This window comes from Saccharococcus sp. Marseille-Q5394, from assembly GCF_946901335.1.
Taxonomy (GTDB): Bacteria; Bacillota; Bacilli; order Bacillales_A; family Planococcaceae; genus Sporosarcina; species Sporosarcina luteola_C.
Genome location: NZ_CAMPPQ010000002.1, coordinates 201,032 through 228,027, shown reverse-complemented (window position 1 = coordinate 228,027; position 26,996 = coordinate 201,032). Strand labels below are relative to the sequence as shown.

The window sequence follows — 26,996 nt, the reverse complement described above, 5'->3', positions numbered from 1 at the left end:
TCATGGCGTTAAACGGTGAGAAAGAAGATGTATCGCGTGCGATTGTCCACGTATTGAAGGAAGGACAAAAGGACACATTTCAAAAAATCGTGAGTGAATTAACCCCATATGAAATATCGAGGCATTACCGGGGACTGCCCCGTAAAAGAAGAATTCTATTTTTAGAGTGGCTATCTATGGATCAACTTGTGACGTTGCTCAGATATTTGACACGCAACGAACAGCTTCGCGTATTGAAGAAGATCGGATCCGTCCGCTCCACGGAATTACTGGAACTATTGAAGAGCGACGACCTTGCCCATCTACTGTCCGATTTACCGGATAAAGAGGTCAATGCACTCATTGCCGAAATGCGGGACGAAGAGAAGAAAGACATACGTAAAAAGATGAAGTATCCGAAAAAGTCCGCCGGTCGGGCGATGATCAGCCAATATGTATGGGTACACGAATCCTATACTGTTGAAAAAACGATCAATAAGTTGAAATACTTTCGGGACTTCGCGGATTATTTGAATTACGTATATGTCATCAATGATGAAAAGGAATTGATCGGTGTCGCCTCTTACCGTGATCTGCTTTTGAGCGAACCTGACGAGGCAATCACAGATGTAATGACGACAGACATCGTCAAGGTGCATGAAAATACGAAAGAGAGTGAAGTCGCCAAAATGATCGGACGGCATGATTTCCTGTCCGTACCAGTTGTGAATGATGACAATATTTTAGTCGGCATCATTACTGCTGACGATGTACTCGATATTGTCGTCAGGGAAGCGAATCAGGATATTGATATGTTGCTTGCATCCGGTAAAGAGATCGACTTCCACACAAAACCCTTTGTCGCAACGTATAAACGGCTCCCTTGGCTTATTTTGCTATTATTCATAGGACTCGTATCGGGTAGCATCATCGCGAAATTCGAGGCGACACTTGAAGCCGTCGTGGCATTGGCGTTTTTCATGCCGATGATTGCGGGGATGACAGGAAACACAGGAACCCAATCGTTGGCTGTCGTCGTCCGGGGGCTCGTCACCGAGGAATTGACAATGAAAAAGACACTTAGCCTTGTCTTCCGAGAATTGCTCGTCGGCATCATGCTCGGAGTTGTCTGCGGCGCAGTCATCTCCGTCATTGCGTATGTTTGGCAAGGCAGCTTCACACTTGGTCTCGTCGTCGGTTCTTCCCTCGTCGCGACTCTTATTATCGGTACACTCGCAGGAACTATCATTCCGTTGATACTGAGTAAATTTAAAGTTGACCCCGCGGTTGCTTCCGGCCCGCTTATTACAACGATCAATGACATTTTATCCTTATTGATCTACTTCGGAATCGCAACGATGTTCATTTCGAAATTGATGTAGAGAACGAAAAAAGCAGCCACAGTGGCTGCTTTTTTCATTGGCGGGTATATAGCAAAGTTCGATGGTTGGTTGACGTTAGATGCGTTTCTCAGTAAGTGGCCTCATTGTGCCGTGCTGCATGAGGTTCATATGCCATGAGAATGCCTTTTCGAGCACATGTGGCGTATGGCCGCCTCTATCAAGAGCTTCATAGAAGTATTCCCATAGTTGCGTACGGTACATTGGGTGCGCACAATTACCGATAATGAGCTCGACACGTTCTCTCGGCGCAAGGCCGCGCAGATCCGCATATCCATGCTCCGTAACAATGACATCAACGTCATGTTCCGTGTGATCCACATGCGAAACGAACGGTACGATGCTTGAAATATCGCCGTCTTTAGCGATGGATTTCGTAACGAAGATGGCAAGCCTTGCATTTCGGGCGAAATCACCGGAGCCGCCGATGCCGTTCATCATCTTCGTTCCTGTCACGTGGGTCGAATTGACATTGCCGTATATGTCGAGTTCAAGCGCAGTATTGATGGAAATCAAACCGAGTCGGCGGATGATTTCCGGATGATTTGAAATTTCCTGTGGACGCATGATTAGCTTGTCCCGGTAGTTATCCAGATTGTTGAAGACCTTTTCCATCTTCTCCTGCGATAGTGTGATTGACGCACACGAAGCGGTGCGGATTTTGCCCGCGTCGATCAAATCGAATACCGCGTCCTGCAGCACTTCCGAATAAACTTCCAAATCCTCGAATTCCGAGTCAAGCAAACCATGCAAAACTGCATTTGCTTGAGATCCGATACCCGATTGGAGAGGAGCAAGACTGTTCGTTAATCTACCCGCTTCCACTTCCGAACGAAGGAAGGATAGCAGATGCTCTGCCATAATTTCCGTGTCACGGTCAGGCTGGGTGATTGTTGAAGCGGAATCCTGTTGGTGAGTGAACACAATTCCCTTCACTCGATCCACGTCAATCGGAATGCCGATCGTACCAATCCGATCGCTCACTTTCGTCACTGGTATTGGATTCCGTTCTCCCTGTTTGCCCGGGTCATATAAATCATGGATTCCTTCCCAGGCCGTCGACTGTGCTGTGTTTATTTCAATAATGATTGACTTTGCATGCTGCGCAAACGATAACGAGTTACCTACAGAAGTCGACGGAATGATCATTCCATCCTCCGTCACTGAAATCGCTTCCAAAATCGCGAAGTCGATCGGTTCGGTCACATTAGTACGGATCCACTCTGCCGTATGGGATAGATGATGGTCGACAAAAAGCAGTTCCCCGTTGTTAATGCCGTTGCGCATCGCCTTTTCCGCTTGGAACGGCAGCCTCTTGTTCACGATGCCCGCTTCCGCGAATAATTTATCGATATCGGAGCCGAGGGAAGCCCCCGTAAACACATTCACTTTGAACTTTTCCGTTTCAGCTCGTTTCACTAACGCCATTGGAACCGCTTTCGCGTCGCCCGCACGTGTAAATCCGCTTAACCCTAATGTCATTCCGTCCTTAATCCAAGAAGCAGCTTCTTCAGGTGACACGATTACGTCTTTCAATTTTTCAATCCTGATACGATCCATATGGTTTCCCATTTAAATCGCCCCTTTTCATAACTTTTAGATAATTAAATTATACCTTGTCTGCGTGCTGAAAAGGGGTTTTGTGAATGAACTACCGGATTTGAAAACAGACAAGCTCATTCAATGACTTAAACAGCATATTTTTGATTAACCACCTCAAAACCCTAACAGTTTACGAAAATAACTGGAATACGATTGACTGACCGGGATTTGTGCACCATCATTCATGGAGAGAGTAAATGTAGAGTGAGTATCCGGATAAATCGCTTTAATTTGTGTTACGTTGACGATGAACGACCGATGGCAACGTACGAACAATTCATGTGGCAGCACAAATTCGAAGTTTTGCAATGAATGCCGATGGGTACCCGTTATATGATCCGCAACGACGACCGTTTTCCGATCCCGCACTTCAATATACTTCACTTCAGGAAATGGGACTGGTACCCAGCCATCCTCCGTTTTCACGGTAACGACCGACTTACCTTCCGTATATGCGGGATAGATAGCAACGACGCAACCGTCCAAAGCTCCATTATCATGGAAAGGAACTGCCATTCCGTGATAAGGCACACCAAAGACATCACGATTGATGAATTCTGAAACTTTTTGCCCTTCCTTTAGTGCCTTATAGGCGATCGTCCCCTCTCGCACAGGATCGCCTGGTCTGATTTTCAGGTCAATTCGCTTGCTCGGCCGGTAATAAATATATTCCTTTGTATTAGATACGACTATGGAGATTTCATCAGCAAACAACTCGCCGACAACGTCGAGGAGAGATTCCACGTTTAACAAGGTATTCCATACTCCTTTCGCAATTCAATTATTACTAGTATAAGTTTTCATGTACAATATTCCAATTTTCATTTATAATGGTAAGCAATCTAGACTAAAAATTTTGACTTCACAGAAACTACAGTTAACAAGGGGGAGCTATTATGCATATTCGGGATTTAATAGTAGAAAGACTCGGAGTCGCTACGGTAAAGTCAGATCAAAGCGTATCTGAAACACTAGCAAAAATCAACGAGACAGGATACCGGTGCATCCCTGTCGTCGACAACGATGACGCCTATAAAGGGATGATTTACAAAGTCGATCTACTTTCCTATCTGTATGAGGATAAGGGAGATGTCGCGAAGCCTATCGACTCCTTATTGAGACACCAAGACATCTACTTATATGAAAACGCTTCTTTTTTGAGCGCATTGCTTGAAATCAAAGCATTGCCTTTCATCAGCGTCGTCAGGGATGGCAAACTTCTCGGCATTTTAACACATAATAAAATTGAAAGTGTCCTGGAAGACGCATTCGGACTGAAAACAGGTGGCATTAACATCACACTTGCATCGACTGAAGCACGAGGCATGATCAGAAAGTTGACGACGACGCTAAAGGACGAGAACATTGAAGGCATGCTCACACTGGACAACGGCTCAGCACTCGCGAGAAGGGTTGTCATTACGCTCGAAAACGGTAAATCCGATGAGGAAATGGTGAAATTGCGTGAGAGGCTTGAAAAACATGGATTCCGGATCTTGCAAATGCACAGAATTCAGCCTAAGTAACCAAAAGCACCGGGCGCTTGCCTTGCAATAACAGTTGGAAAATAACCACAAATAGAAGGCTGTTTCCACGTCGAAATCGACATCGGAAACAGCCTTCTTTTATGCAGCAATCTCGCTTTCTGGCTTCGGCACCATCCGCAACAGAATGCCTCCGATAATAAAGAGGATAACTAGACTGAACACACCGTACGCAGAGCTTCCCGTCAATGTAGCAGTTACACCAAGCAATAGTGGGCCCATGACGGATGCGAATTTCCCGAAAATATTATAAAAGCCGAAAAACTCGTTGGACTTCTCTTTCGGCACCAATTGCGCGAAATAAGAGCGGCTCAAAGCTTGAATTCCGCCTTGTGACGTCGCAACAAGCATTGCCAGAATCCAGAAATCCAATGTTGTCGAGAGGAAGAACGCATAAATGCAAACAATTATATACACGAAAATCCCGACATACAGCATCGTCTTCACTGAAAATCGCTGGGCGAGCCTTCCGTAAAGAATGGCAAAAGGCGCGGCAACGACTTGGGTAACGAACAATACGATCAATAGATCCGTATCTTCAATTCCCAAATCCTTCCCATATGCCGTCGACATAGAAATGATCGTACCAACCCCATCGATATAGAAGAAATAGGCCAATAAGAAGATGAAGACGGTCCTGTATTTCTTAATCTCCTTGAACGTCTCACCAAGCCTGCGGAAGCTGCTAGCCAAAATCCTTGGTTCCCGTTCAATTGCATGGATCTGTACAACATTTTTCAACATCGGTATCGTGAAGGTGAACCACCAAATTCCCGTGATGACAAATGCCAACTTCGTCGCGAGGGTCGGCGTAAGTGGTATAAGATCCTGTTTCGCCAACAGGATGATGGCGATGCTGATGATGAAAGGAATTGTACTTCCGATATACCCCAATCCAAAACCGCGCGAAGAGACTTCATCCATCTTTTCTTCTGGCGTTACATCGACCAGAAAGGCATCGTAGAAAATATTCGCACCGTGGAATCCGATGGCAGTAATTGTGTAAATGATCAATAACGGCAACCATGTTCCCTCCGGCACAAACGCCAATGAAACCGTCGAAAGTGAACCAAGGAGGAAGAAGGCGAAGAAAAATTTCTTCTTCAATCCTTCATAGTCCGCAATCGTCCCCAAAATCGGCCCGATCATCGCTAAAATGAATGTCGCAATCGCCACCGTATACCCCAAATACGCTGTCGACTGCGTCAGTCCGACCCCTGCTTCGGTCGCCACCGACTTGTAAAAGATCGGAAATACTGCTGTTGTAATGATGATTGAATAGGCCGAGTTCGCCCAGTCATAAAACATCCAACTTTTCTCCGTCTTTGTGTATTTCCCCTTTCCCATCCATCCCACCCCTTTCATACTCTTCAAAACTAAGTTCGTACCAATATTATACAATTAATGATCAGCAAACAGTAGTGACGAATGTTTTTTTCTTCACCAATTAAATAGGCCAACCCTTAATGATACGGGTTGACCTCCAGGAGATCATGCCTCTATAAGAGAAAACATGCTTTCTATGACCTTCCCTAACGTGCGAGATGTATAGTGGAATGCGCTCTTTTTGTGCAATCGCTCAGTCAGCTTATGTGCATCTTTGCCATACGGCCCGATATTCAGGACAGGCGCCTGAAGCTGCTGCATTTCCTTGAAAGGGATGCTATATGTCTTCCCCCAAACGGGTGTGTTTTCTTTATAAGACTGCCAGCCCGAATCTGCCTTGTCATAATTCACATAGCTGAGATCAGAGATTCCATTGAAATAATGCACTTGCTTCGCTTCCACATGAAACTCTTCAAGTAAGACCTTTTGCACAAGGGCAATCTTTTCTTGTACGAGCTCGTTATCAGATGAATTGACGGCCGGATAATACGGAGGGGCATAAAACAAGATGACAGCTGGAGCCAAGTCCTGACAGTGCAACAGTAATCGATCGCTGATAAGCATGGACATTTGCCGTTCATCCAGCGACTCGTCCGACATGATATCTTCAAGAATCACTTGAACTTCCGCGCCGCCAATTTTCCCCTTAGCGTACGCAAGCAAATCCTTGTACTCCAGTACGTTGATATGCCCGATTGGCTGAACGCCTTCCCGTTTACAAACCGCTTTATAATCCTTTAGACATTCCGCCATCGCCCGGTCAGCAGTATCTTTGAATATCTTCATAATATCGTCAGCATTTTGCCGCATCAAAAAGACATTGTACAAGGCCGCACTATGATGGGAAGTTTGGGTCGAATAATCTTCCTTTAGATCCACCTGCTGCAAACAAACTGGCAACGGGGTCCTCTCGCCATACTCTTCTTCTACGAAATCGGAATTGAACTCCATCGCCCTTGTTAGATAAGAAGCCATATAGTGGCTCGTCATACCGCTTAAAGGCTCTCCGGCATGTGTCTCCCTTCCGTAAAACAGAGCTGAGGGCATAATTTTCCCGATGGTTCCCGAGTAGATATAATAATTCGGATCCTGCGGCTTCTGTGAAAAGGACGGCTCACTGTTTAGGAACAGCTCGAATTCCAACTGATATGCTTCCTTCAATTCCACGAGCCCCTTCACAGCAGCTCTCATTCCGGAAGAATTCACCTCTTCATCTGGCACTGTCAGTAAAAGGAGATTAATCGGCCACTGTTCAGCACTTGCCCTTTCCAACAAATGCAGATGCAAAACAAGCCCCATTTTCATATCCATCGTTCCGCGGCCAAATAAGTATTCATCCGAAGCCAAATCCTCTTGCGCATCCTCCGGCAAGTCGGCCATCCGGTTTTTCAATTCCTCTGTCAGTTGCCTAGGCTGGAAAGCTAATTCTTCTAGTCCCGCGCCAAACTCCTTTGTATGAACGGTGTCGAAATGGCTGATCAACACAATTGTTTTATTCGTCACCCCGCTGTTATAAAGGGCTGTCACCGCATTTCTCCCTATGCCTGCGTCGTGGAAATGAATATGCGAGCTGTGTTCCTGAAAATACTGCAATTCCAATAACTTTTTTAACAGTCTAGTCGAAAACTCAACTTCCCCCACAGTGCCCGTGCGACTGTCCCAGCTGACCAATTCACATAATAATTCTTCCAGTTGATCGGGCCGATTCCATTTCAGATTCTCCATTCCCATCTTGCGACCCCCTTTTTCTATGAACGTATAAAATAGTAACAGTTTCCTCTATTGTTCTAAACGTACGACGGCAGGAATGGAAAGTCAATTAAATTTTATTGAATTGAATAAATAAATAAATAAATAAATATCTCCTTCTTCAAAAAAACCGACTTAAGAACTATATTTTGTGGAATGCCGTTCTTTCGAATGGTATAATTAATATGAATATAATTACTAATAAAATTGATTTTTTCATGCCTCTAGGCTACTTATACTCTCGTTCCCTCAACCGGTGGATTACACAGAAATATTTCTTCGCGACATAGCGTTGTTTTTGTATAGAAAGGAATTGGAAATGGTGTTTTCGGAATTGAGTTACAACTCTCTCGTTTCTCTATTAGATAAGAAATTCTGTGTATCAGTTGCTGATAGAAGAGGGCGGATAACCTATGTGAATGACAACTTTTGTGCATTGTCGGGCTATTCCAAAGAGGAGCTGCTCGGAAATAGTTATGGCGTTGTCAACCCTGGGTATACGCCGGAACGATTTGTGGAGGAAATGGAGCAGTACTTTTCACGTGATGAAGCTTGGCAGAAAAATATCATGGCCATTGCAAAAAATGGCTCCCCTTATTGGGTGAACGCCAACATTATACCGGTAGTGAATGAGGACGGAGAGATCATCCAGTTCCTTTCAATAGACAGTGATATTACGGCACGAGAGCTTACGAAGGAAAAATATAAAGAAACGCTGCAAAATCTGCGTAATATCGAAAATGCGCTCGACCACTCATCGGTCGTCGCCATAACCGACGCGAAAGGCGTCATCACGTATGTCAATGAAAAATTCTGTGCATTGTCCCAATATACGAGTAATGAATTGATTGGAAAAACACACCGAGTAGTGAATTCGAAATTTCATCCCAAAAGTTTCTTCAAGGAAATGTGGAACACGATCCAAAGCGGAGAAATCTGGCAAGGCGATATTTGCAACCGGGCGAAGGACGGCTCCCTCTATTGGGTAAGTACGACAATCGTCCCGTTTCTTGATGATGAAGGAAAACCGGAACAGTATATTGCAATCCGGCATGACATTACAGCTCGGAAGCAGGCGGAAGAATCCTTGGAAGTCGCTTTACAGAATGATTTCCGGACTACCGTGAAAAACTTGCAAAATGCGATTTTCAAGTACAAGACTACTGAAGATGGAGAAATCAAATTCTCTCTTTTCGAGGGACAAATAAAAGAACGGATCGGTATTTCGGTAGACAAGTTAAACTCTCAGAAGCTCTCCTATTTTTTCACTGAAGAGGAGCTCGTAACATTCAAGAATCATTTATTGGCAGGGATGGCTGGGGAGATTGTCCAATTCGAGTTGCACTACGATGGCCTTTACTTCCTCGTTTACCTATCGCCAATCGCAATAGATGGAGAAATCGTCGAAGTTGTCGGCACAGCTATTGACATTACTGAACGAATTGAAGCAGAAAAAGTCATTGAGCATATGGCCTATTTCGATTCCCTTACCAACCTGCCCAACCGGAGAAACCTTCAAGAGAGAGTGAAACAGAAAATCGCCGGAGCTAGTGAGGGCGAACAGTTTGCCGTCCTGTTCCTTGACTTGGATCGTTTCAAAAATGTCAATGACACGTTAGGCCACCATGTCGGCGATCAATTGCTCATTGCTGTCGGGGAAAGGCTGCGCGATTGTGTTCATAGTGAAAATGCCGTTGCCAGACTAAGCGGTGATGAATTTGTCGTCCTCATTGATTCCGGCGATACGGATGAATTGACAGCCCTTGCTGCCCAGATCGTTGAAGACATTTCACAGCCCTACTATTTCGATAAACAAGAGATCTTCGTCGCCCCAAGCATCGGAATCGCATCGTATCCACACGATGGAGAGGATTATAGTACATTGATACGCAATGCGGACACCGCCATGTACGTGGCAAAGGAGGCAGGCAGGAGAACGTTCCGATTTTTCACGGAAGAGCTCCACGAAGAATTGATGGAAAAGACATTCTTCGAAATGGAGCTTCGGCAGGCATTGGAAAAGGGGCAATTCCTCCTTCATTATCAGCCCCAATTCGATTTGAAAACCGGACAGGTAAATGGGATGGAGGCGCTTGCCAGATGGAATCATCCTGAACGGGGGTTTATCCCGCCACTAAAATTCATTGAGATTGCGGAGGAGAACGGGTTTATCATCCCGCTCGGCGATTGGGTGTTGAAAACGGCATGTGCGCAGGCGAAAGCTTGGCAGGAACAAGGGCTTCCTGCTTTGCGGATGAGCGTCAATGTATCGATGAGACAATTCAATCAGCCTTCCTTCGTGGCAGATGCACTTAAAATCTTGAACGAAACCGGGCTCCATCCATCGTATTTGAATTTAGAGATAACAGAAAGCATGATGTCAGATGTGAAGCGCTGCGAAATTGTTTTACAACAGTTGAAAGATGCAGGAATCACTGTCAGCGTCGATGATTTCGGCACAGGGTACTCGTCCCTCCTCTATTTGAGCAAGTTCCCGCTCTCTCATCTGAAAATCGACCAGGCATTCATCCGGGAACTGAGCAACAACAACACCGCAATCGTCAAAGCGATTATCGATCTCGCAAAGAACTTGGGACTGAACGTCATCGCGGAAGGCGTCGAAACAGAAGAACAGGAACAATTCCTGAAAGACCTCGGCTGCAATGAAGTGCAGGGCTATCTTTATTCCAAACCGCTTCCTCGCAAGGAAATCGAGCAATTGCTGTTTCACTAATTTTCACATTGCGCACTCCGGTTCGGGGTGCGTTTATGTCTAAAATAAGAGTTATAGAATCCAGTATGAATTGAGGTGCGCTTATGTATAAAACAATCGGAGTCGTCGCACACGTCGACGCGGGAAAGACGACATTTTCCGAACAGCTGCTATTTCATACGAACAGCATTCGCCATAGAGGCCGTGTCGATCATCAAGACACGTTCCTCGACAGCCATGAAATCGAGAAGAACCGCGGCATCACCGTATTCGCAGACCAAGGCGCCTTCACATTCAACGGATCGCACTACACACTCATCGATACGCCTGGACACGTCGACTTTTCGCCTGAAATGGAGAGGGCGATCCAGGTGATGGATGCCGCCATTGTCATCATCAGCGCGGCGGACGGAGTGGAAGGGCACACCGAAACGGTTTGGCAACTGCTGAAAAAGCATCAAGTCCCAACCTTCTTCTTTTTGAATAAAACCGATCGCGAAGGCGTGATTTTACCGGACGTCGTTGATGAAATTCGCGGCAGCCTTTCAGTGGAGATTTTTGATTTGTCGGAAATGGAAGAAGGCTGCATGACCGAAAACCTCATTGAATTCATTGCGGAACGCGACGAGGCATTGCTCGAGCGTTATATGGATGCCGGCTATGACGAAGCGTTATGGCTGGAAGCTCTAAAGCGGATGATTAAAAATCGTGACGTCTTCGCTTATGGACATGGTTCCGCCCTAAAGGATATCGGTATACTTGATTTCTTAAAGAAGTTGGATTTGCTTACGGAGACGGTTTATGTAGTTGAGGGAGATTTTGCCGCGCGCGTCTATAAAATCCGGCATGATGAAAATGGCAACCGAGCGACGTTCCTGAAAGTGTTGCAAGGTGGCGTGCGCGTCAGGGATGAAGTGCAATATGATGGCAAACAAGAGAAAATTACGCAGATTCGGCGATATAACGGGACCAAGTTTCAAACTTTGGATGTTGCTCTTGCGGGAGAAATAGTCGCAGTTACGGGATTGTCAGAGGCAGGTGCGGGTGATCCGATCGGCGAGCTCGTTGAGAAGGCGGAGTTTGATTTGATTCCTACGTTGAAATCAAAAGTGATTTTTGACACTTCCATCCATGTGAAGGAAGTTCTGCGTTGCTTCAAAATGCTTGATGCTGAAAACCCCTCGTTGCGCGTCGTCTGGGACGAGCATGTCCAGGAAGTCCATGTCCATGTGATGGGCGTCATCCAGCTTGAAGTGTTGAAGCAAATTATGCGAGATCGGTTCCAATTCGACGTGTCGTTTGGCGATCCGAGAATTTTGTATAAGGAAACGATTCGTTCGACCGTAAACGGCTACGGCCATTTCGAGCCGCTGAAGCATTATGCGGAAGTACACTTGATGATTGAGCCGGCAGAGCGGAACAGCGGCATTTCATTCTACAATGTATGCCATGCGAATGATTTATCCATTGGCAATCAAAACTTGGTGCGGACCCATCTTTTCGAGCGTTCTCATCATGGTTTATTGACAGGATCGACACTGACCGACCTAAAAATCACCTTGCTGACAGGCAGGGGGCATAATGAGCATACGTCCGGCGGCGATTTCAGGGAAGCGACATTCCGGGCATTGCGGCAAGGGTTGGAGAAAGCGGAAAACGTTCTTCTTGAACCTGTTTACGATTTCAAAATAAAAGTCGGGATGGACCATATCGGCCGAGTCCTTTCCGACATTCAGCAATCATCCGGAAGTTTCACGCCACCTGAAACGATAGGGGATAACACTGTCGTGACAGGTCGAGTTCCGGTTGCCACGTTCATGAATTACAGCACAACATTCGCATCATTTACGAATGGGAAAGGTGCGCTCACCTTGCAGTTCGGCGGCTATGACGAATGCCATAATCCGGAGGAAGTGATCGAGGCAATCGGCTATAACAAAGACGCCGACCCTGAATATATATCCACTTCGATTTTTTGCGCAAAAGGCAAAGGCTATCCGGTTCCGTGGTATGAAGCGGAAGCCGCGATGCATTTGTTGTGATTGATTTGTAGAGTGCATTTGGCGCGACGGGCGAGGGCTTGTATTTTTTCACTTCCGCGGTCATTTTTATCGCAAATGACCAGCCCATTCGCGCCGAATGCCTTCGACCAATCAAAAACTCTCTTCGCCATTAGTATCTAGTAGGTAAAAAGCCACGAAATGACGATAACTTTGTGAATTTGACCGATAACTTTCGGAAAGTGACCGATAACTTCCTCGAACTGACCGATAAACTTGTAAATTTGACCGATAACTCACCGGAAATGATCGATATCTCCCCTACTCACCCAATCGATAAATTAAAAATCGCTCATTCTCATTTTTATCATATAGCCGGTCGACTTTTACTTCTTTCCACAGCTCAAACGGCGTCTGATTGTCCATATATTGCACATATTCCGCGGTCGGGTAATAAAGGATGACGTCGACCGGACGTGCAGCCCGTTCCACGGACATTAGAATGTTACTAATAGCCGTCATAAATATTTGAATGGAAAACGGGTTAAAGAAATAAAATTTATTCTCCGACGGATCAATATCATATGTTTCCGCAAAGCACCGCTCAAAACGGATTGCCCCGCCGCGGTACTTCGCTTTACGGCGATATCTGACCAAGTTTTCAATTGCGTCCTCGTAGAGCTGGCCATTCATCTCAATACCCGTGACAGATGTTCCGAAGTGATGATGAACGTAAAATGACACGCGCGCTTTGCCGCAGCCAAAATCGACAAAACCGTCCGATCGTTGCAACTCGTAAGATTTGAACAGTTCATCCAACGCTTCGTAAGGCGTCGCCTCATAGCGATTATAATGAGCTGACTGACTCAATAGCTCCAGCGTCCCACCCGTTTTTATCCGAAGAAGGTTATCGTACTCCTTTTCGTTCAACGAACTCACTCCCTTTCTTCATCGCCTCATTGTAGCCGTCTAACTTGTCTTATGACAAGCGGAAAACACGATCTTCATTTTTCATGAAGATCGTGCTCGCACTACATTAGTTATTTCACAGGTTCGGCCAATCGTGTCACCACGCGTTTCTTTCGTTTGGCAGTCACCGCTTCCACCAATTTCTCAGTCTTTGTAAACAAACGATACACCGAAGGAATGAGCAGCAATGTTATAAACGTCGCAAACAGCATTCCGGAAATTAACACCGTTGCGAGCGGCGCCTGATAATTTCCCGAGGCACCCGAAGCGAGAGCAAGGGGCAGCATTCCCCCAACCGTCGTCAACGTCGTCATGAAGATCGGGCGAACCCGGTTCCTTCCTGCTTCGACCAAAGCCTCTTGCACAGTAATCCCCTCCCTGCGAAGCTGGTTCGTCCGGTCAATTAAGAGAATTGCGTTATTCAACACGATACCGATAAGCATGATGATACCCATCCCGGACAACAGATTGAGCTCCATCTGCGTCACGAACAATCCGATGATGACGCCGATGACTGCCATCGGAATGACCGACATGACAATGAGCGGGTGCCCCAGGTGATTGAACTGGACAGCCATGACGAAATAGACGAGGAACAGTGCGATGCCCAACACTAGAAGCATTTCCACCATAAGCTGCTGTTGTTGCTCGATATCGCCTGCCACATCGATTGCATAGCCCGCGGGCGCATTGAATTCGCTAATGACTTTTTGCACGTCGCGATTAATTGCACCTAAATCCCTTCCTTCAATATCCGCTGAAACTGTTATGAATCGTTCCCCGCTGATATGTGTAATTTCGTTTGGCGTGCTGACCGATTCCAAGCTAAGAAAATTTGATAATTTCTTATCGCCTTCCATCGTCGGAATTTCCAAATCGAATAGCGCCTCCTGCGTATCCGTTTTAGAACCCCAACTTACTAGTAGGGGCACATTCTCCCCATCAAGCATCATTTGACCGACAGGCATATCAATGAAAGCTTGTTCGATGAACTGTTTCACCTGCATTTGCGATAAGCCGGCATCCGCGATTGCCTTCTGTTTTAACACAATCGTCTGTTCTTCCGATGTGCGTTCCATTGAATTCGTCATGCCGACGAGTCCTTCAACCTTGCCGAGCTGCCCCATAAAGTCCTTCGCAATTGCCTGCAGCTGACCAAAATCTTCCCCTTTGATCATCACTTGGACAGGCGCGCCGCTCACTTCGGACATTGCCAATTGCACGGTTCGTATCGGTTCTGCTTCTTGGAACTCCCGCAGCAATCGTACTATCTGTTCATTTACTTCCTTCTGTTCGAGAACCATGTCATCACCTTTGGTCATATTGACGATGACAAACAGTTCGTTAACACTACCTTCCAATACATAGCTGGATTCGACATCGTTAATTCTCGCCAACTTGTCATTCAGCAGATGTGCAAGCCGCTCTTTTTCAGCAGGCTCCACCCCTGTTTCAAGTGCAACGACAATCTCGCTATATCGATTAAAGACGTCCGGCATGACGGTCATCGGAATTTTATTCACAAGGAAAAGCGATCCGGCAAAAAGTCCGAAAAAGACTGCGATGACTAGAAGACACCGACGTTTTTTCCCAACAATCCACGAAACGATTGCACTGTACCCTTTGCTGAAACGGCTCTCTTTCCTGGTATCACGGATGTCCCGGTAGCGAAGGAAATTCTCCGATAGTACAGGGATAAGCGTGAATGCGACAAGCACCGAGCTTATCAATGTAATCGCCACGACAATCGCAAGGATGATCATGAACTCGCCCAATCCCCCACCGATAAAACCGATTGGAAGAAATACCACAATCGTCGTCAGCATGGACGCGAAAACGGCACCCGCCACTTCCTTCGTCCCCGCAAGAACCGCCTCCAACTTTGCGAGGCCGAGCTCCCGCTGCCGATAAATCGATTCCAAAATGACAATCGACGAGTCCACCATCATTCCGATTCCAAGCCCTAGACCGATAAGCGTCAGCATATTGAGGCTGTATCCGAGCATATAAACGGTCAAGAAGGTCAGCAGCACCGATGTCGGGATTGAAACCGCGATGATAAGTGTCGCACGGACATTTCTTAGGAATAAAAGCAGAATCGCAATTGCCACAATGCTGCCGATCAGAATATTGACGACGACCCCATCAATTGATTCCTGTATGATGTCCGCCTGCGCCACCATTTCATTCAACGTAAAGCCTTTCACAAGCCCTTCATCACGTATCTTCTGAATCTCGGCACGGACTGCTTTCGCCATATCAATTTGTGTAATGTTCGCGGCCCGCCCTACTTGGATGAACACCAATTCCTTCGTCCCGTTTTTCCATACGAATGATGAATTTTCACGAGTCGCTAGCGTTACATCTGCAATCTCCTTCAGTTGAATAAAACCTTCTGCTGTTGGGATTTCAATCCGCTTCACTCCGTCAATATTCTCAAGCTGGGAATTCCAGCGGATGATCCCGTCCTGCAGTTCGCCAAGTGTCGTTTCCGAGTTCGCTTGCGCAATGAACCCCGCAACTTGCGAAATATCCAATCCATGCTTCTTCATTTCATCCCGATTGAACGCAATGGACAGTTCCTGCTCAGATACCCCGGATAGATGGACGTCTTGAACCTCCTTTAAGCCTTCAAGCCTCGGTTCAAGTACTTCCTTGGCGAATGCCGTCATCGCTTGAAGATTATCGCCCGATAGATCCATGAAAAACTCATAGCCTTGCTGGACACCGTATTGCATGGCCACGGCTTCTTGAATTTCAGAATGCTCCGCTTTTGTTTCATTCACCGCTTTGTCGACATTTTTCATGACCTTATCGCTCTGCCCACGGGCAATCGTTATATCGAGGGAACTGCTCCCGACCGTCGTCGTCGACCGTACTTCCTCAACACCTTCGATTCCTGCAAGCTCCTGTTCCAGCGGCGAGGTTATGAACCGTTCTACATCAACCGCTGCAATATCCCCCGCGTCGATATAGACGGACGCCCCATCCATCCCGACCGACGGCATAATTTCCTTATCCAGCTTTAAAACCGCGTAGCTCCCCAAAGCTACGATCAACACGGTCAATAAACCAACCAACACCTTCTTTTTCACAATTAACTCCAATACCCTCACAACAATTCCCCTTTCCGGCCTCATTGTTCATTAGCTTAACAAGTTTTTCCACTTCTTATAACGTGCTCCAGCCGGATTTCAGCTCGGACTTTGGATGTAGATGGCTGTTTTCGAGGGTTGGCGCTAGGTTATCGGTCAAGTTCACAAGTTTATCGGTCAAATCCAGCGAGTTATCGGTCACTTCCGTACAGTTATCAATCAAATTCGCTCACTTATCGTCATTTCAAGACTTAATACCTATCGAGCTAAGTCACTTTCTGTTAAGCATTTAGCTTAGCAAATTCTCTATGGTAGAGGTGTTCGACTACTTAGAAAATGGTATAATGAGGGTAATTTATTCATAAGGGGGATTTTTAAATGGGGGAAATCAAGAAAATCGGACAAATTGGGGTACCGGCAAAAAACATTGAACGTGCAACAGCATTTTACAAGGAGCAATTAGGCTTGCAGCTATTATTCAACACTGACACAATGGCGTTTTTCGATTGCGACGGCGTACGCTTACTCGTCAGCCTTCCTGAAAAGGAAGAGTTCGCCCATTCAAGCTCCGTCCTTTATTTTCATGTGGGAGATATTCAACGAGCCTTTGAGGAATATAAGGCAAAAGGGATTGTTTTCATCGATGAGCCGCATTTGGTTGCAAAGATGGGGCAAACGGAAACGTGGATGGTGTTCTTCAAAGACACAGAGGGTAATATGCATGCGTTGAATAGTGAAGTTTTGGTGGGATAAATTAAAAACGGGGCTGTCCCGAAAGTCGATTTTCAATGACTTTTTGGATAGCCCTCGTTCTTTCATAAAACTGTTTTCTTTTCGCCAAATAAAAGGCCGGATATTAATTCCTTTGTTGTTTCCTTTTTTATGAGTATAGACCTCGATATACGACAAATGTTCTTATAACTTAGCTGCTATATCCACCCCTGCTAAAAACAATAATTAATCACTATTATCAATATTGATCAGTGTTTAAGGCTGCTAGCCGTTTCTTTTTTATTTTGGTAGACATAAAATTGCTCCTGGTGTAAACACTAGTTAAATTAAAATGAATATTCAATAAGAAAGTGAATCTTATTGAGGATTAAATACGTATAGCTACTATAAGAAAACAAACCAAACATTAGGAGGGTTTTAAGATGAAAAGGTTGTTTTTAACTTTTACTGTAGCTATGCTTCTTTATGGTTGTTCTAATAAAGATACAGAAAGGTCCACAGAATCGAAGACTGTAAAAACAGAACAAACAGATGAAGAATATGTAAATAAATCTGGAACATTAGAAGATAGAATTAACTCTATTATGGAGGAAAAAGGTTACTCTAATTCCGAAGATATTTTTCATTATGAGATAAAAGGTGACTATATTTTTGTTTTAACTAAAAATATCCGTAAGCCAGTTGAAATAACAATACTAAAGGATGACTCCAACGAATTAAAATGGGTTTTCACTTATGAAACAGGTGAGGCTACACTTATCAGTCCTACAGAGAATGAGGGACCTTATATCATGGCTATCCAACCGAAAGACAAGAATGTAAAAGATGTAAAAGCATTTGGAAAACCAACAAAACAAATAAAAATAACTAAAGATTATAGTGGCGTTCTTACAGAAGAGGTAAATTGTTGGATTTTTATTGCTGATGACATTGGTAAATCCCCTGCTAGTTATGAGATTACAGAGGATATTGAATATATTGATAAATAATTTACTTGAAATTAAAACGGAGCCCTATTGGCTCCGTTTGTTGTCAGATCAGAAAACGATACCCCTCCATGCGAACATCATTTGTATGCCTAAGACTGGATTCAGGCACTCGATACGTAAGAGCTCCTCCCATACCTCCATAGGGTTGTAAATTCCCTGCAACCCAATAAAGAATTGGCCATGGTGGATTATATTGTGGCTGTCCCGAGCAAATGAATTTCTCGCCACATTCACATACAGCATGGTAACTTAAGCCGTACTTGTTGGTAAGATGTACTGATCCATCTGAATTCCATATAATTGCTTTTGCTCCCGGTCTCATTTGATGTGTTCCAAATATTGGACATGGTTGTACTGCCATCAAAATCACTCCTCCTTTTTTTCTTACAATACATAAAGGGGAAAGAAGGATAGAAAAAACAACCACAATATTAAATGATTATTATTGCATAAAGAAACGCCTGTATTTAACCCTTAAGTGTCCAAGTTTACTTTAAATGGTTAACAATCGTAATTGATTGTTGAACAAAGTATTATGATTAAGGGATGGCAAGATTGCTCTCTATTTGAGTAGTACAGTCGCAACTATTACATCAAGAGAATAAAGCCTGACATTAGAAAGAAGAATACAATATTAAAGAACCGAAGGATTTCAGTAAGAAATCTTTCGGTTCTTTTTGTTTTAATTTCTTATCTTATCTGCATGACAATTCTTTAGCTGGACGTATACTAATTAGGGATTCATCATAAAAGAACTATTTTTTTATGATGATGTGTGTGTGTGTATGTAAGGAGAGAACAAATGAGAACACTGCTATGCTAATGGGGGGCAGTTGCAAATACCTGTAAAGATCAACTTCCTAAACAAAATGTAAAAAATGCTTGTCGTCCACCACTGTGCTTATCCTGATGCAAATATTAACGGGAGTACCGAAATCGCTCACCAAAAGCAATTACAAACGCAACATAAAAATCAAGGGCGGTGCGATATTGGATACCACTTCGGCGTAGGTAAAAACGGAACACTCCTAGAAGGAATGCCAATGACAATTCCAGGGATTCATGTGCCTGGATTCAAATCGCAATCCGTTGCAGTAGTAGTTCATGGAGATTACGACAAAATACTACTTCACAAAGATCAGCGCTTGTTAATTTACTGGCTTGGTTATGTTACTACTATGATCTTAAAGCAAGCGACATTACTTACCATCAAGCATTGGTTGCAAGCAATTGTCCAGGAGTGAATATTATCAATCAAATGAGTACTATCCGAAGTAGTGTTCAATCTATTTTACAATAAGGCCCGAATTCATGAATAAGCCTCCCGACATACCTGGTGCTATAAAGTCAGTGGAAACTGACTTTATAGCACCTTTTTATATATTTCGCAGAAAATCACACACACAAATGTCCGATCCATTCAACAAAATGTTGTACTTATCATAAGAATTTTTGGCTCTTCTTCCTCATATTTTTTCACAACATAAGATTTTTTATTTGTAAATAATAGGTTGATAATTATCTCTTTCGTCTCCCTTTAAAGAATAAGGGGGAATATAGATGGGTGATTATGAAGCGTTAGTAAATTTGATTAGCAATTTTGGGTTTCCCATTGTGATTACTGTTTATTTGCTCCATAGGTTCGAAAAGAAAATAGATACCTTAGTAGAAAACATCAATAAATTGTCTAACGCAATTGAAAAACAATTTCCAAAAGAGTGATTTGAATTGCCTATTCTATTTTTTTTTCGTTATAATTAGAACAGATGTTCCTATATAAAAAATAAGGAGGTTATCTTAAATTGAAAAATCCGCTGCTAAACAGATTTTTTGAAGACGAAAAAATGATGAAGCTTTACGATAATTATTTAAAGAATCCTACTGATTTAAATAAAGTTGAACTGGAAAAATACTTCTTTAGGCATGCAAGAAAAATTCAACTTCTGAATTACTTTTCTAAAGTTTTGAATTTCGAGGGGCAAAGATTTGACAAGAAAACAAGACAACATTCCACTCGAAATCAATTAAATTTAGACAAGCCCATCGATGATGGCGAAACGATTTTAAATTTATTGCCACACCCTCTCGGCATTCAAGAAGAAATGGAGAATGAGTACTTTTCAAAAACTAGTGTCTTAGAAGACTTAATTGAAGAAGAGACAATTGCCAAGATTGTATCAAGTTTAAGTGAAAAACAAAAAGAGATTCTCACACTTATCTTCCTTGAATGTATGAGTGAGGAAGATATAGCTAGAAAAATAGGGGTGACGAAGCAAGCTGTAAATAAATCTAAACGAAATACACTAAAGAAAATCGAGCAGCAGTACGAATTGAAAAGGGGGAATCCTGATGCAGAAAATAGATGACCAAACGTTTCAAGTGGAAGTATTAGATATGCTCAAACCAAAAATTAAATCCATTTTAAGTCAAACACATTATCAGAACAGGGATGATTTAGAACAAGAAGTTTCCTTAATGATAATCAAAAAAATCAAGGAGAATACTCACCCTGCCCTTCCCTCCATCTTTGAATTATTAGAAGCAGAACGGGCTTTGGAAACTGAGACATCATTGTGATCTCCCTTCTCAAGGCCAAAGTGAAAGGCTGGAGAACCGCATGAAATAACTAGAGCACCCAACTGGATTGATAAGTATAAGTAGGAGTAGAAGCATGCTCGCTTCAAGTGACGGACTGCGCAAGCCGAAAAGTATACGGAAGTTAGTTGGCAGGAAGGGAGCCAAAACAACCATGACAGACCTCCCCTGAAAAATGGCGGACCAACCAGATGTATCGAGTTCACATCTGTTCTTGTCGCGTCAATGTTCTGTTGATGTCCTGCTAGGATAGATGCCCATCGTTATAAAGCACTTAATCCAACATAAGCACTGTCCAAGCTGCAAAACCAACGAGAGAGCCTATATTCCGGTAGACATGAAAGCCGGGCTAGTATGTGACGGGCTACTTTAAGTCTTACAATTCACGGCGCAAAACTATGTATTAATCCTTCGCAATTGTCTGTGCTTGGTTTTTGCGGTATTCATAATACTGAGTGAATTAGGGAATGAGGAAAATGGTGGGAACCGGAAGATTATTTTAACGTCAAATGGATATGATAATCTGAATCGGATAATACTGTTAGACAGAAACTTTCTAGATTGACCAAACAAGTAAAGCTGGAAATAGGAAAGGAAGATACAGTGGATAAACAAAAAAAGTCTTTAGTATTACTAGTTTTTGTAAATATTACTGTCGCTTGTTTTGCTCAGTTTATTTGTTCATCGATACTAAGCGAAAAGATAAATATGCCGTTTTTTCAATTTATAACTTTCCCTTTAATCATTTTGCTTATTAATATTACTATGGCCCTAAAATTTAAGGGATTTAAATTAAGATTTTATCAATATTCTTTTTCTGCGTATTTAGGCTTTTTTTGTTCTATCATTGTATTTTTTATTACTTTACTAGTCTTAGAGCGACCACAAGAGCTACCGCCGGGCGAAATCGTATTACATGCGGATGTACTGCTTATTATTTTTATTTCTGTTATACAGTTTATTATATTACTTTTTATAAATCTAGTTACTTATATAATTACTAAAATATTTTTCAAAAGGTTGTTAAACGAGCTTTAAAAATCCCTTTTAATGATAAGAAAGCAAAAACTTAAGTGAATTTAATTAAGAAACGCTTTCTAAAAAATTCAAGGGAGAGATTCATATGGCGCTATTTCCAGAGGATACAAATGATTTCGATTACGAGGCTAACGGTTACTTTATTTACGATAATGTAACATCTGGCAACATTACTGGTGCTCGCATCAATATTAAATATGATCGAGCAATCGCAATTTCTTTCAAACATGGTAATACTCTTGGTAAGTGTAAGGGCTCACTAAAAGAATGTTATGACTTAGCGATTAGAGCGCGTAGCATTTATGCAACGGCGTTTCGACAACACTTCCCTGTCTCAGCTAAGGCTATGGCTTGGGAAATCTGGTTACATGCGGCGCCAGAAGCGTTGGATACAATGATTGATAACAAAATCGTTCGTCTTATTCTGGGTACAACATTGGCAGGAAAAATCAGTATGGCGATTATCGATATTGTTGGAGGCCATACTGATTACGCTGATATTGGTATTACAGATGGTCAACGTAAATTTGATAAGTTCTTTGAAGAAGCGTACGATTTACTATTCTAATAAATGCAAAGGGCTGTCCAGAAAGTCAGTAAAAACCGACTTTCTGTGACAACCCTTTTTAATCTATAAAGAAGAATTTACTGTTGGTTTCTGCTCTCGGCTGACGCTTTTTGCGTGTGAGCGCTAAGCCGTTTCCGCTTAAATCAACGGAACCGCTTTTTATCTATATCGTTTATAGAATGTTTTTCTTGCGAAAGAGGTTGGCAAAGAAGAAATAAACCAGAGTGCTGAAGAACTGCTGGAAGTAAAATGTATCTTATCAAAACACCGGACATACCCTTTACCATAGCCATTTTATATGAAAGGCGGGATAAAAGTACGTGAAATTTAAATTACCATTGTTATGTTTTTTTTTAATCTTTTCTTTTTCTGCTGTTGTTATTATCAATAGTAAGTCTGCCAAAGAAGTAGATACAACCTCGGAAATATCCACTGATTTAACTGTCTATATCCAACAATATGAGGAATTAATTTATGAAATTAAGCAAGAGTTACGCAAAGCTGACATAGGCTTTGTTTTGGATTACGCCATTCTTCCAGGTGAGAACATAAAAATTCTTATCAAGTTGCCATACGAAAAAATTAAACGGTCCACGAAAAAGGAATTAACAAAGATCGTCAATGGGGTACTAGAAGAAAACAATTACGAACCTGAGCGGTTTCATTTGCAAATTTCAAGCTATCATAAGGAACCAAAAGAGAACACGCGTTTTTCAGTACGGTTAAGCTATAATGACTTGATGGGTTATATTATGCAGGAATTGGAGGTTAAAAATTATACTACCTTCAGTTTGGAATACAAAATGGCATCTGAAAAAGTCGAGTTAATCATAAACCTGCCAGTAGATTATGACCCATCCATCAATTCAAAAGTGGAGAAAATAGTGACAGACATAATTGAAAAAAACCATCATGCAAAAGATGATTTTCAAATAAACGTCGTCAATACTATCCATACAGCATCCTCCGCTCGAAATGCAGAAGCCCAAGAGATTATCAAAAGGATCCAAGAAACGAATTTCACTATTAAACTTGAAGAAGAATTAAAAAGGAATGGCTACTCTCCAAATGGTTTAATGAGTTTTCAAATATACTCGAAAGATAAACAATACATCATGCTTTATTTCGGAAATATAGATCTGGAAGATGAAACAATTAAAAGAGACATCCAAAAAATTGTTGATACCGTTTCGCAGGCGAATGGACTTGGTTTATTCATAATCGAATTACAAGTTATTTAAAAAACGGGTGGAAATCATGCAAGTCGCACTGATCCCCACCCGATATTCTTATATACACACGCATTACTTCCTCCAAAAGTCCATAAACTTCAGCAGACACGCATAAATACTTCCAAACACTCATAAACGCCAGCAAACATGCATAAACCTCCGCAAAAGCTCATAACCGCCCACAAACGCGCATAATTCGAGCGAAAGACGCATAAATGCTAGCAAGCCACCCCTCAATTCACACCCGTACCGGCACGTCCCCCTTCATCGGAAACACCTTCCGCCAACCGAGAAATACTCCAATTAGCAGCAATGCGATATATACATAAATTCCACCCGTTATCGCCATCGCAATTAGGTGACCTATGACAAAAATCCCTGTCGAGAAAGTAATCAAAATCATTTTCGCCGACCCTTCCGATTGTGCAAACTCGAAGGATTGGGTAAATGGAAAGTCGCCTGAATTCAGCCATTTGTATGTGAGCAACGTTTGGAGAATTACCCCCAATAACACAGCGAAGAGATCGGGCACAATGCGCCACGAAAAGATCGCGATGAATGCAATCGACAGTAATACGAAAACCGGCATATATAACTTCACTAAAAATGCCTTAAGCGTCCCACTATATGCTGCAGCGGGCTGCTGGATCGGCGCTGCCTTGAAAAGCCAACTCCCTTTATGATTCACGGAAAACTGCATCGTATGGATGATGCTCGGGATCATCATACTGCCGAAATAGATGAGCAAAAACAACTTTCCAGTGGAGATTTCCGCCAGTGTCCTCATTTGCAGTTCTGTAAAGATGAAAATGAACGGAAAAACCATTGAAAATCCAAGTGAAGGATAGACTTTTAGCTTGAAATCCCGTTCCTGTTGCATCATCAAAGCTCCAAAACGGAAGAACGTCTTCTCTTCCCTATTCCCACAGCAAAGCTTTGCCCAACTGTCCACCCACCAACCCGATTTCTTCCTCTTGTTTTTCGATTCGCTCATCAACTTATCCATATTGCGTTCGAACGAAGGCATGAGCCTCACGTAGACGTAGATGGAGATGATCGGGACGAGCAGGGCCAGTGCTGACAACAGGATCAGCACTTTTGAAAAGTCTTGATTCAACAATAGCTCAAACGAAGCGCCGAACCAAATCGGCGGAAGAAACACATGCCACCAGCTGAATGTGTACGTCAAATCTATATCAACAAAATCGAAGGCGCGGATGACAATCTGATAACCGACGATGACGCCGACGGACAGCAGGATTTGCACGTAGTTGATGATATCCTTCAGTTTTTCGCCGTCAAAGAACCGCAGGACCGCAAAGTACACGAGTGACGTAATTACTACAATAAAAAGCATCGTAAGCAGTAGTGCGACAAGAAAAACCAATGTGAATACGATTCCTTTGGAAAACAGTCCTACGACGAGCGGGATCGCAATGAAGGCCCCGGCTATGAAAAACATATAGATTAATATGTGGATGGTTTTCGCGGTGCCAAGCGTCCTACTACTAACCGGTTTTGTCTGCAAAATCGTCTTATCCCTTACATCCAACAGTACCGAAGAAAAATCGGAAACCATCGTCGTCGTCAAAATGAACATGATGATACCGAAAACGATGCTCATTTGAAAGATATAATGACCGTCTCCAAATAGGAGAAACGGAATCACCATAAGCCCATACAATCCATAGATCCACAAGGACTTCAGGAACTGATTGCCTTCCTTTTTCTTCTGCCCATTGAAAATAGTTGGCGTTCGTCTGCCATCCATCGTCAATTTCATGCGCAAAATGGTTTCCATTGCGTCGTAGTCGATGCCTGCTTTTACAAATAGCCGTTTACATTTAGAGAGGATCGCAAGTGTACGAAATTCATGCATCGGCAATTCCATCCTCAACGATCGTGATGAATCGCTCTGCCCGACTCGCATGATCTGTGAATCCTGTCAGCTGATTGAATATGCCGGAAAGCGATCCTTCTTCACTCAGTTCCTGCAATTCTTCAAAACTTCCATCCGCAACAACGGTCCCTTTGACGAGCAGCACAATCCGGTTGCTGATTTTCTCTACGACATCCATAATATGCGAGGAATAAAAGATTGTTTTTCCCTGCGCCGCCAATTGCGCCAACATTTCACGAATGACCATCATGCTGTTCGCATCCAAGCCGCTTAACGGTTCGTCGAAGAATAATAGATCAGGATTATGCAGCAAGCTCGAAATGATGAGCACCTTTTGCCGCATCCCTTTGGAGAAGGAAGAAAGCCGTGTGTGCATCACGTCGCCAAGTTCAAATTCCTCCATAAGCTTCTGCGCTTTCTCTTCCGCAAATGCACGGTCAAGTCCGTACAATTCCCCCGTGAACGCCAAGTACTCCATCGCCGTCAAGTTATCGTACAGCTCCGCTTGCTCCGGCACATACCCGATTCTTCTTTTGTAAGATGGGTCTCCCGAAGCGATATCCTCGCCAAAGATTACTACCTGGCCCGTATAATTTTGAATTAAGCCGAGCATGATTTTCACCGTCGTGCTTTTCCCCGCACCGTTCGGACCGATATAGCCGATAATCTGCCCCCGTTCAACCTCTAAATTCACGCCATTCAACACACGATGATTTCCGTACGTCATCGTGACATTCCGTAAAGATAACACCTTATTTGGTGACTCCATATATACACCCCCACTTGCTTAAGTTTATCATTAATTAACCAGAGAAGTCATACCATTCTATGAATTAGAGCTGTTTTGGATTCCACCCAACCGGGTAATGGAAGGGTACTAGATTGAGGAGGTTATTGTATGGCAAAACGTGACCAAGACGAGTATTTCGAAGATCGCGCTGGAACAGACGATGCGAGATTCCACGTCGTTCCCCTTGATGACGAAGGCTGGGCTGTGAAAAAGGAAGGCAATGATGAACCTGCCTATACGGCGGGCAACCGGAATGACGCCGTCGATGAAGCCAAACGAATGGCGGAAGAAGCCGGTACGATGGTTTATGTTCATGGAGATGATGGGAAGATAGAGGAACAGTTAGAATACGGTGATTAACAACGAAACGGCAACGCCTTGTGCGCTGCCGTATTTTATTTCATTCAATAAAAACCGTTTTGCACCTTGGGATACCATATTACTGGAATGCCAAATGATTCACTTACAAATTACGCCTGACTATCATCTTTGAAAGGCACTGGAATTATGTGATTTTCGGGGAGATTAAAGTCCCAAAACGACGATAACTTTTGAGAAGTGACCGATAACTTCTTACAACTGACCGATAACTGCCAGGAAATGAACGATAACTCGGTGAAATTGATCGATAACCTAAAGGAAATGATTGATAACTTTTCAGCAGCACTAACTATAGCGAGTTTTCAGACTCTTATGGTAGAATAGATGTTACAAG

The 26,996-nt window shown here is 43.3% G+C and carries 22 protein-coding genes; 14 read left to right on the top strand and 8 right to left on the bottom strand.

Annotated elements, in window-relative coordinates; all coding sequences use genetic code 11:
• The first annotated feature begins 2 nt into the window (after positions 1-2).
• Positions 3-1,361, top strand: a complete 1,359-nt coding sequence (gene mgtE, locus OC538_RS11535) for a magnesium transporter (RefSeq protein ID WP_262175539.1) — start codon at positions 3-5, stop codon at positions 1,359-1,361.
• A gap of 75 nt (positions 1,362-1,436) precedes the next feature.
• Here mgtE and OC538_RS11530 read toward each other — a convergent pair whose 3' ends face one another.
• Both OC538_RS11530 and OC538_RS11525 read right to left on the bottom strand, forming a co-directional pair.
• On the bottom strand, positions 1,437-2,951 hold the full coding sequence (locus OC538_RS11530; RefSeq protein ID WP_251695694.1) for an acetyl-CoA hydrolase/transferase family protein: 1,515 nt from the start codon (positions 2,949-2,951) through the stop codon (positions 1,437-1,439).
• Positions 2,952-3,095: 144 nt separating this feature from the next.
• Positions 3,096-3,734, bottom strand: coding sequence for a LytTR family DNA-binding domain-containing protein (locus OC538_RS11525; protein WP_251695696.1), 639 nt, complete (start codon positions 3,732-3,734; stop codon positions 3,096-3,098).
• A gap of 143 nt (positions 3,735-3,877) precedes the next feature.
• On the opposite strand from OC538_RS11525, the gene OC538_RS11520 reads away from it, so the two are divergent.
• Complete coding sequence (locus OC538_RS11520; protein WP_251695698.1) at positions 3,878-4,507, top strand: CBS domain-containing protein; 630 nt, start codon at positions 3,878-3,880, stop codon at positions 4,505-4,507.
• Positions 4,508-4,606: 99 nt separating this feature from the next.
• On the opposite strand, the gene OC538_RS11515 is transcribed toward OC538_RS11520, so the two are convergent.
• Both OC538_RS11515 and OC538_RS11510 read right to left on the bottom strand, forming a co-directional pair.
• Positions 4,607-5,872 carry an MFS transporter gene (locus tag OC538_RS11515; protein ID WP_262175530.1) on the bottom strand — a complete coding sequence of 422 codons (1,266 nt, stop codon included), beginning with the start codon at positions 5,870-5,872 and terminating at the stop codon, positions 4,607-4,609.
• A 144-nt stretch (positions 5,873-6,016) separates the two neighbouring features.
• Positions 6,017-7,642, bottom strand: a complete 1,626-nt coding sequence (locus OC538_RS11510) for a M20/M25/M40 family metallo-hydrolase (RefSeq protein WP_316044305.1) — start codon at positions 7,640-7,642, stop codon at positions 6,017-6,019.
• Positions 7,643-7,979: 337 nt separating this feature from the next.
• Between OC538_RS11510 and OC538_RS11505 the strand changes: the two genes are divergently transcribed.
• Entirely contained in the window at positions 7,980-10,394 is a 2,415-nt protein-coding gene (locus OC538_RS11505) for an EAL domain-containing protein (RefSeq protein ID WP_262175525.1), read from the top strand.
• Positions 10,395-10,477: 83 nt separating this feature from the next.
• Positions 10,478-12,415 carry a GTP-binding protein gene (locus OC538_RS11500; protein ID WP_262175523.1) on the top strand — a complete coding sequence of 646 codons (1,938 nt, stop codon included), beginning with the start codon at positions 10,478-10,480 and terminating at the stop codon, positions 12,413-12,415.
• A 279-nt stretch (positions 12,416-12,694) separates the two neighbouring features.
• Here the strand turns inward: OC538_RS11500 and OC538_RS11495 are convergent, their stop codons facing one another.
• Both OC538_RS11495 and OC538_RS11490 read right to left on the bottom strand, forming a co-directional pair.
• Complete coding sequence (locus OC538_RS11495) at positions 12,695-13,303, bottom strand: class I SAM-dependent methyltransferase (RefSeq protein ID WP_262175521.1); 609 nt, start codon at positions 13,301-13,303, stop codon at positions 12,695-12,697.
• 110 nt (positions 13,304-13,413) lie between these two features.
• Positions 13,414-16,458, bottom strand: coding sequence for an efflux RND transporter permease subunit (locus OC538_RS11490; RefSeq protein WP_262175517.1), 3,045 nt, complete (start codon positions 16,456-16,458; stop codon positions 13,414-13,416).
• Positions 16,459-16,815: 357 nt separating this feature from the next.
• Here OC538_RS11490 and OC538_RS11485 point away from each other — a divergent pair, with 357 nt between their 5' ends.
• The 9 genes from OC538_RS11485 to OC538_RS11445 all read left to right on the top strand — a co-directional run bounded on the left by OC538_RS11485 (position 16,816) and on the right by OC538_RS11445 (position 23,600).
• Positions 16,816-17,190, top strand: a complete 375-nt coding sequence (locus tag OC538_RS11485; RefSeq protein WP_251695709.1) for a VOC family protein — start codon at positions 16,816-16,818, stop codon at positions 17,188-17,190.
• 401 nt (positions 17,191-17,591) lie between these two features.
• On the top strand, positions 17,592-18,158 hold the full coding sequence (locus OC538_RS11480; protein ID WP_251695711.1) for a hypothetical protein: 567 nt from the start codon (positions 17,592-17,594) through the stop codon (positions 18,156-18,158).
• 1,043 nt (positions 18,159-19,201) lie between these two features.
• Positions 19,202-19,402 (top strand): hypothetical protein, encoded by a 201-nt coding sequence (locus OC538_RS17975; protein ID WP_251695713.1) that lies wholly within the window; start codon positions 19,202-19,204, stop codon positions 19,400-19,402.
• A gap of 316 nt (positions 19,403-19,718) precedes the next feature.
• Positions 19,719-19,880 carry a YvrJ family protein gene (locus OC538_RS11470; RefSeq protein WP_251695715.1) on the top strand — a complete coding sequence of 54 codons (162 nt, stop codon included), beginning with the start codon at positions 19,719-19,721 and terminating at the stop codon, positions 19,878-19,880.
• A gap of 80 nt (positions 19,881-19,960) precedes the next feature.
• Positions 19,961-20,524: a sigma factor-like helix-turn-helix DNA-binding protein gene (locus OC538_RS11465; protein ID WP_251695716.1), complete on the top strand. Its 564-nt coding sequence runs from the start codon at positions 19,961-19,963 to the stop codon at positions 20,522-20,524.
• Positions 20,508-20,735: a hypothetical protein gene (locus tag OC538_RS11460; RefSeq protein WP_251695718.1), complete on the top strand. Its 228-nt coding sequence runs from the start codon at positions 20,508-20,510 to the stop codon at positions 20,733-20,735. The genes OC538_RS11465 and OC538_RS11460 overlap by 17 nt, the downstream gene beginning before the upstream one ends.
• A gap of 621 nt (positions 20,736-21,356) precedes the next feature.
• Positions 21,357-21,791, top strand: coding sequence for a hypothetical protein (locus tag OC538_RS11455; protein ID WP_251695720.1), 435 nt, complete (start codon positions 21,357-21,359; stop codon positions 21,789-21,791).
• An 85-nt stretch (positions 21,792-21,876) separates the two neighbouring features.
• Positions 21,877-22,359 carry a hypothetical protein gene (locus tag OC538_RS11450; protein WP_251695721.1) on the top strand — a complete coding sequence of 161 codons (483 nt, stop codon included), beginning with the start codon at positions 21,877-21,879 and terminating at the stop codon, positions 22,357-22,359.
• A gap of 320 nt (positions 22,360-22,679) precedes the next feature.
• Entirely contained in the window at positions 22,680-23,600 is a 921-nt protein-coding gene (locus OC538_RS11445) for a hypothetical protein (RefSeq protein ID WP_251695722.1), read from the top strand.
• Positions 23,601-23,829: 229 nt separating this feature from the next.
• On the opposite strand, the gene OC538_RS11440 is transcribed toward OC538_RS11445, so the two are convergent.
• Positions 23,830-25,470: a hypothetical protein gene (locus tag OC538_RS11440; RefSeq protein ID WP_251695723.1), complete on the bottom strand. Its 1,641-nt coding sequence runs from the start codon at positions 25,468-25,470 to the stop codon at positions 23,830-23,832.
• Entirely contained in the window at positions 25,463-26,260 is a 798-nt protein-coding gene (locus OC538_RS11435) for an ABC transporter ATP-binding protein (protein ID WP_251695724.1), read from the bottom strand. Before OC538_RS11435 ends, OC538_RS11440 begins: the two co-directional genes overlap by 8 nt.
• Positions 26,261-26,389: 129 nt before the next feature.
• Between OC538_RS11435 and OC538_RS11430 the strand changes: the two genes are divergently transcribed.
• Positions 26,390-26,641: a DUF2188 domain-containing protein gene (locus tag OC538_RS11430; protein ID WP_251695725.1), complete on the top strand. Its 252-nt coding sequence runs from the start codon at positions 26,390-26,392 to the stop codon at positions 26,639-26,641.
• Positions 26,642-26,996: the final 355 nt, after the last annotated feature.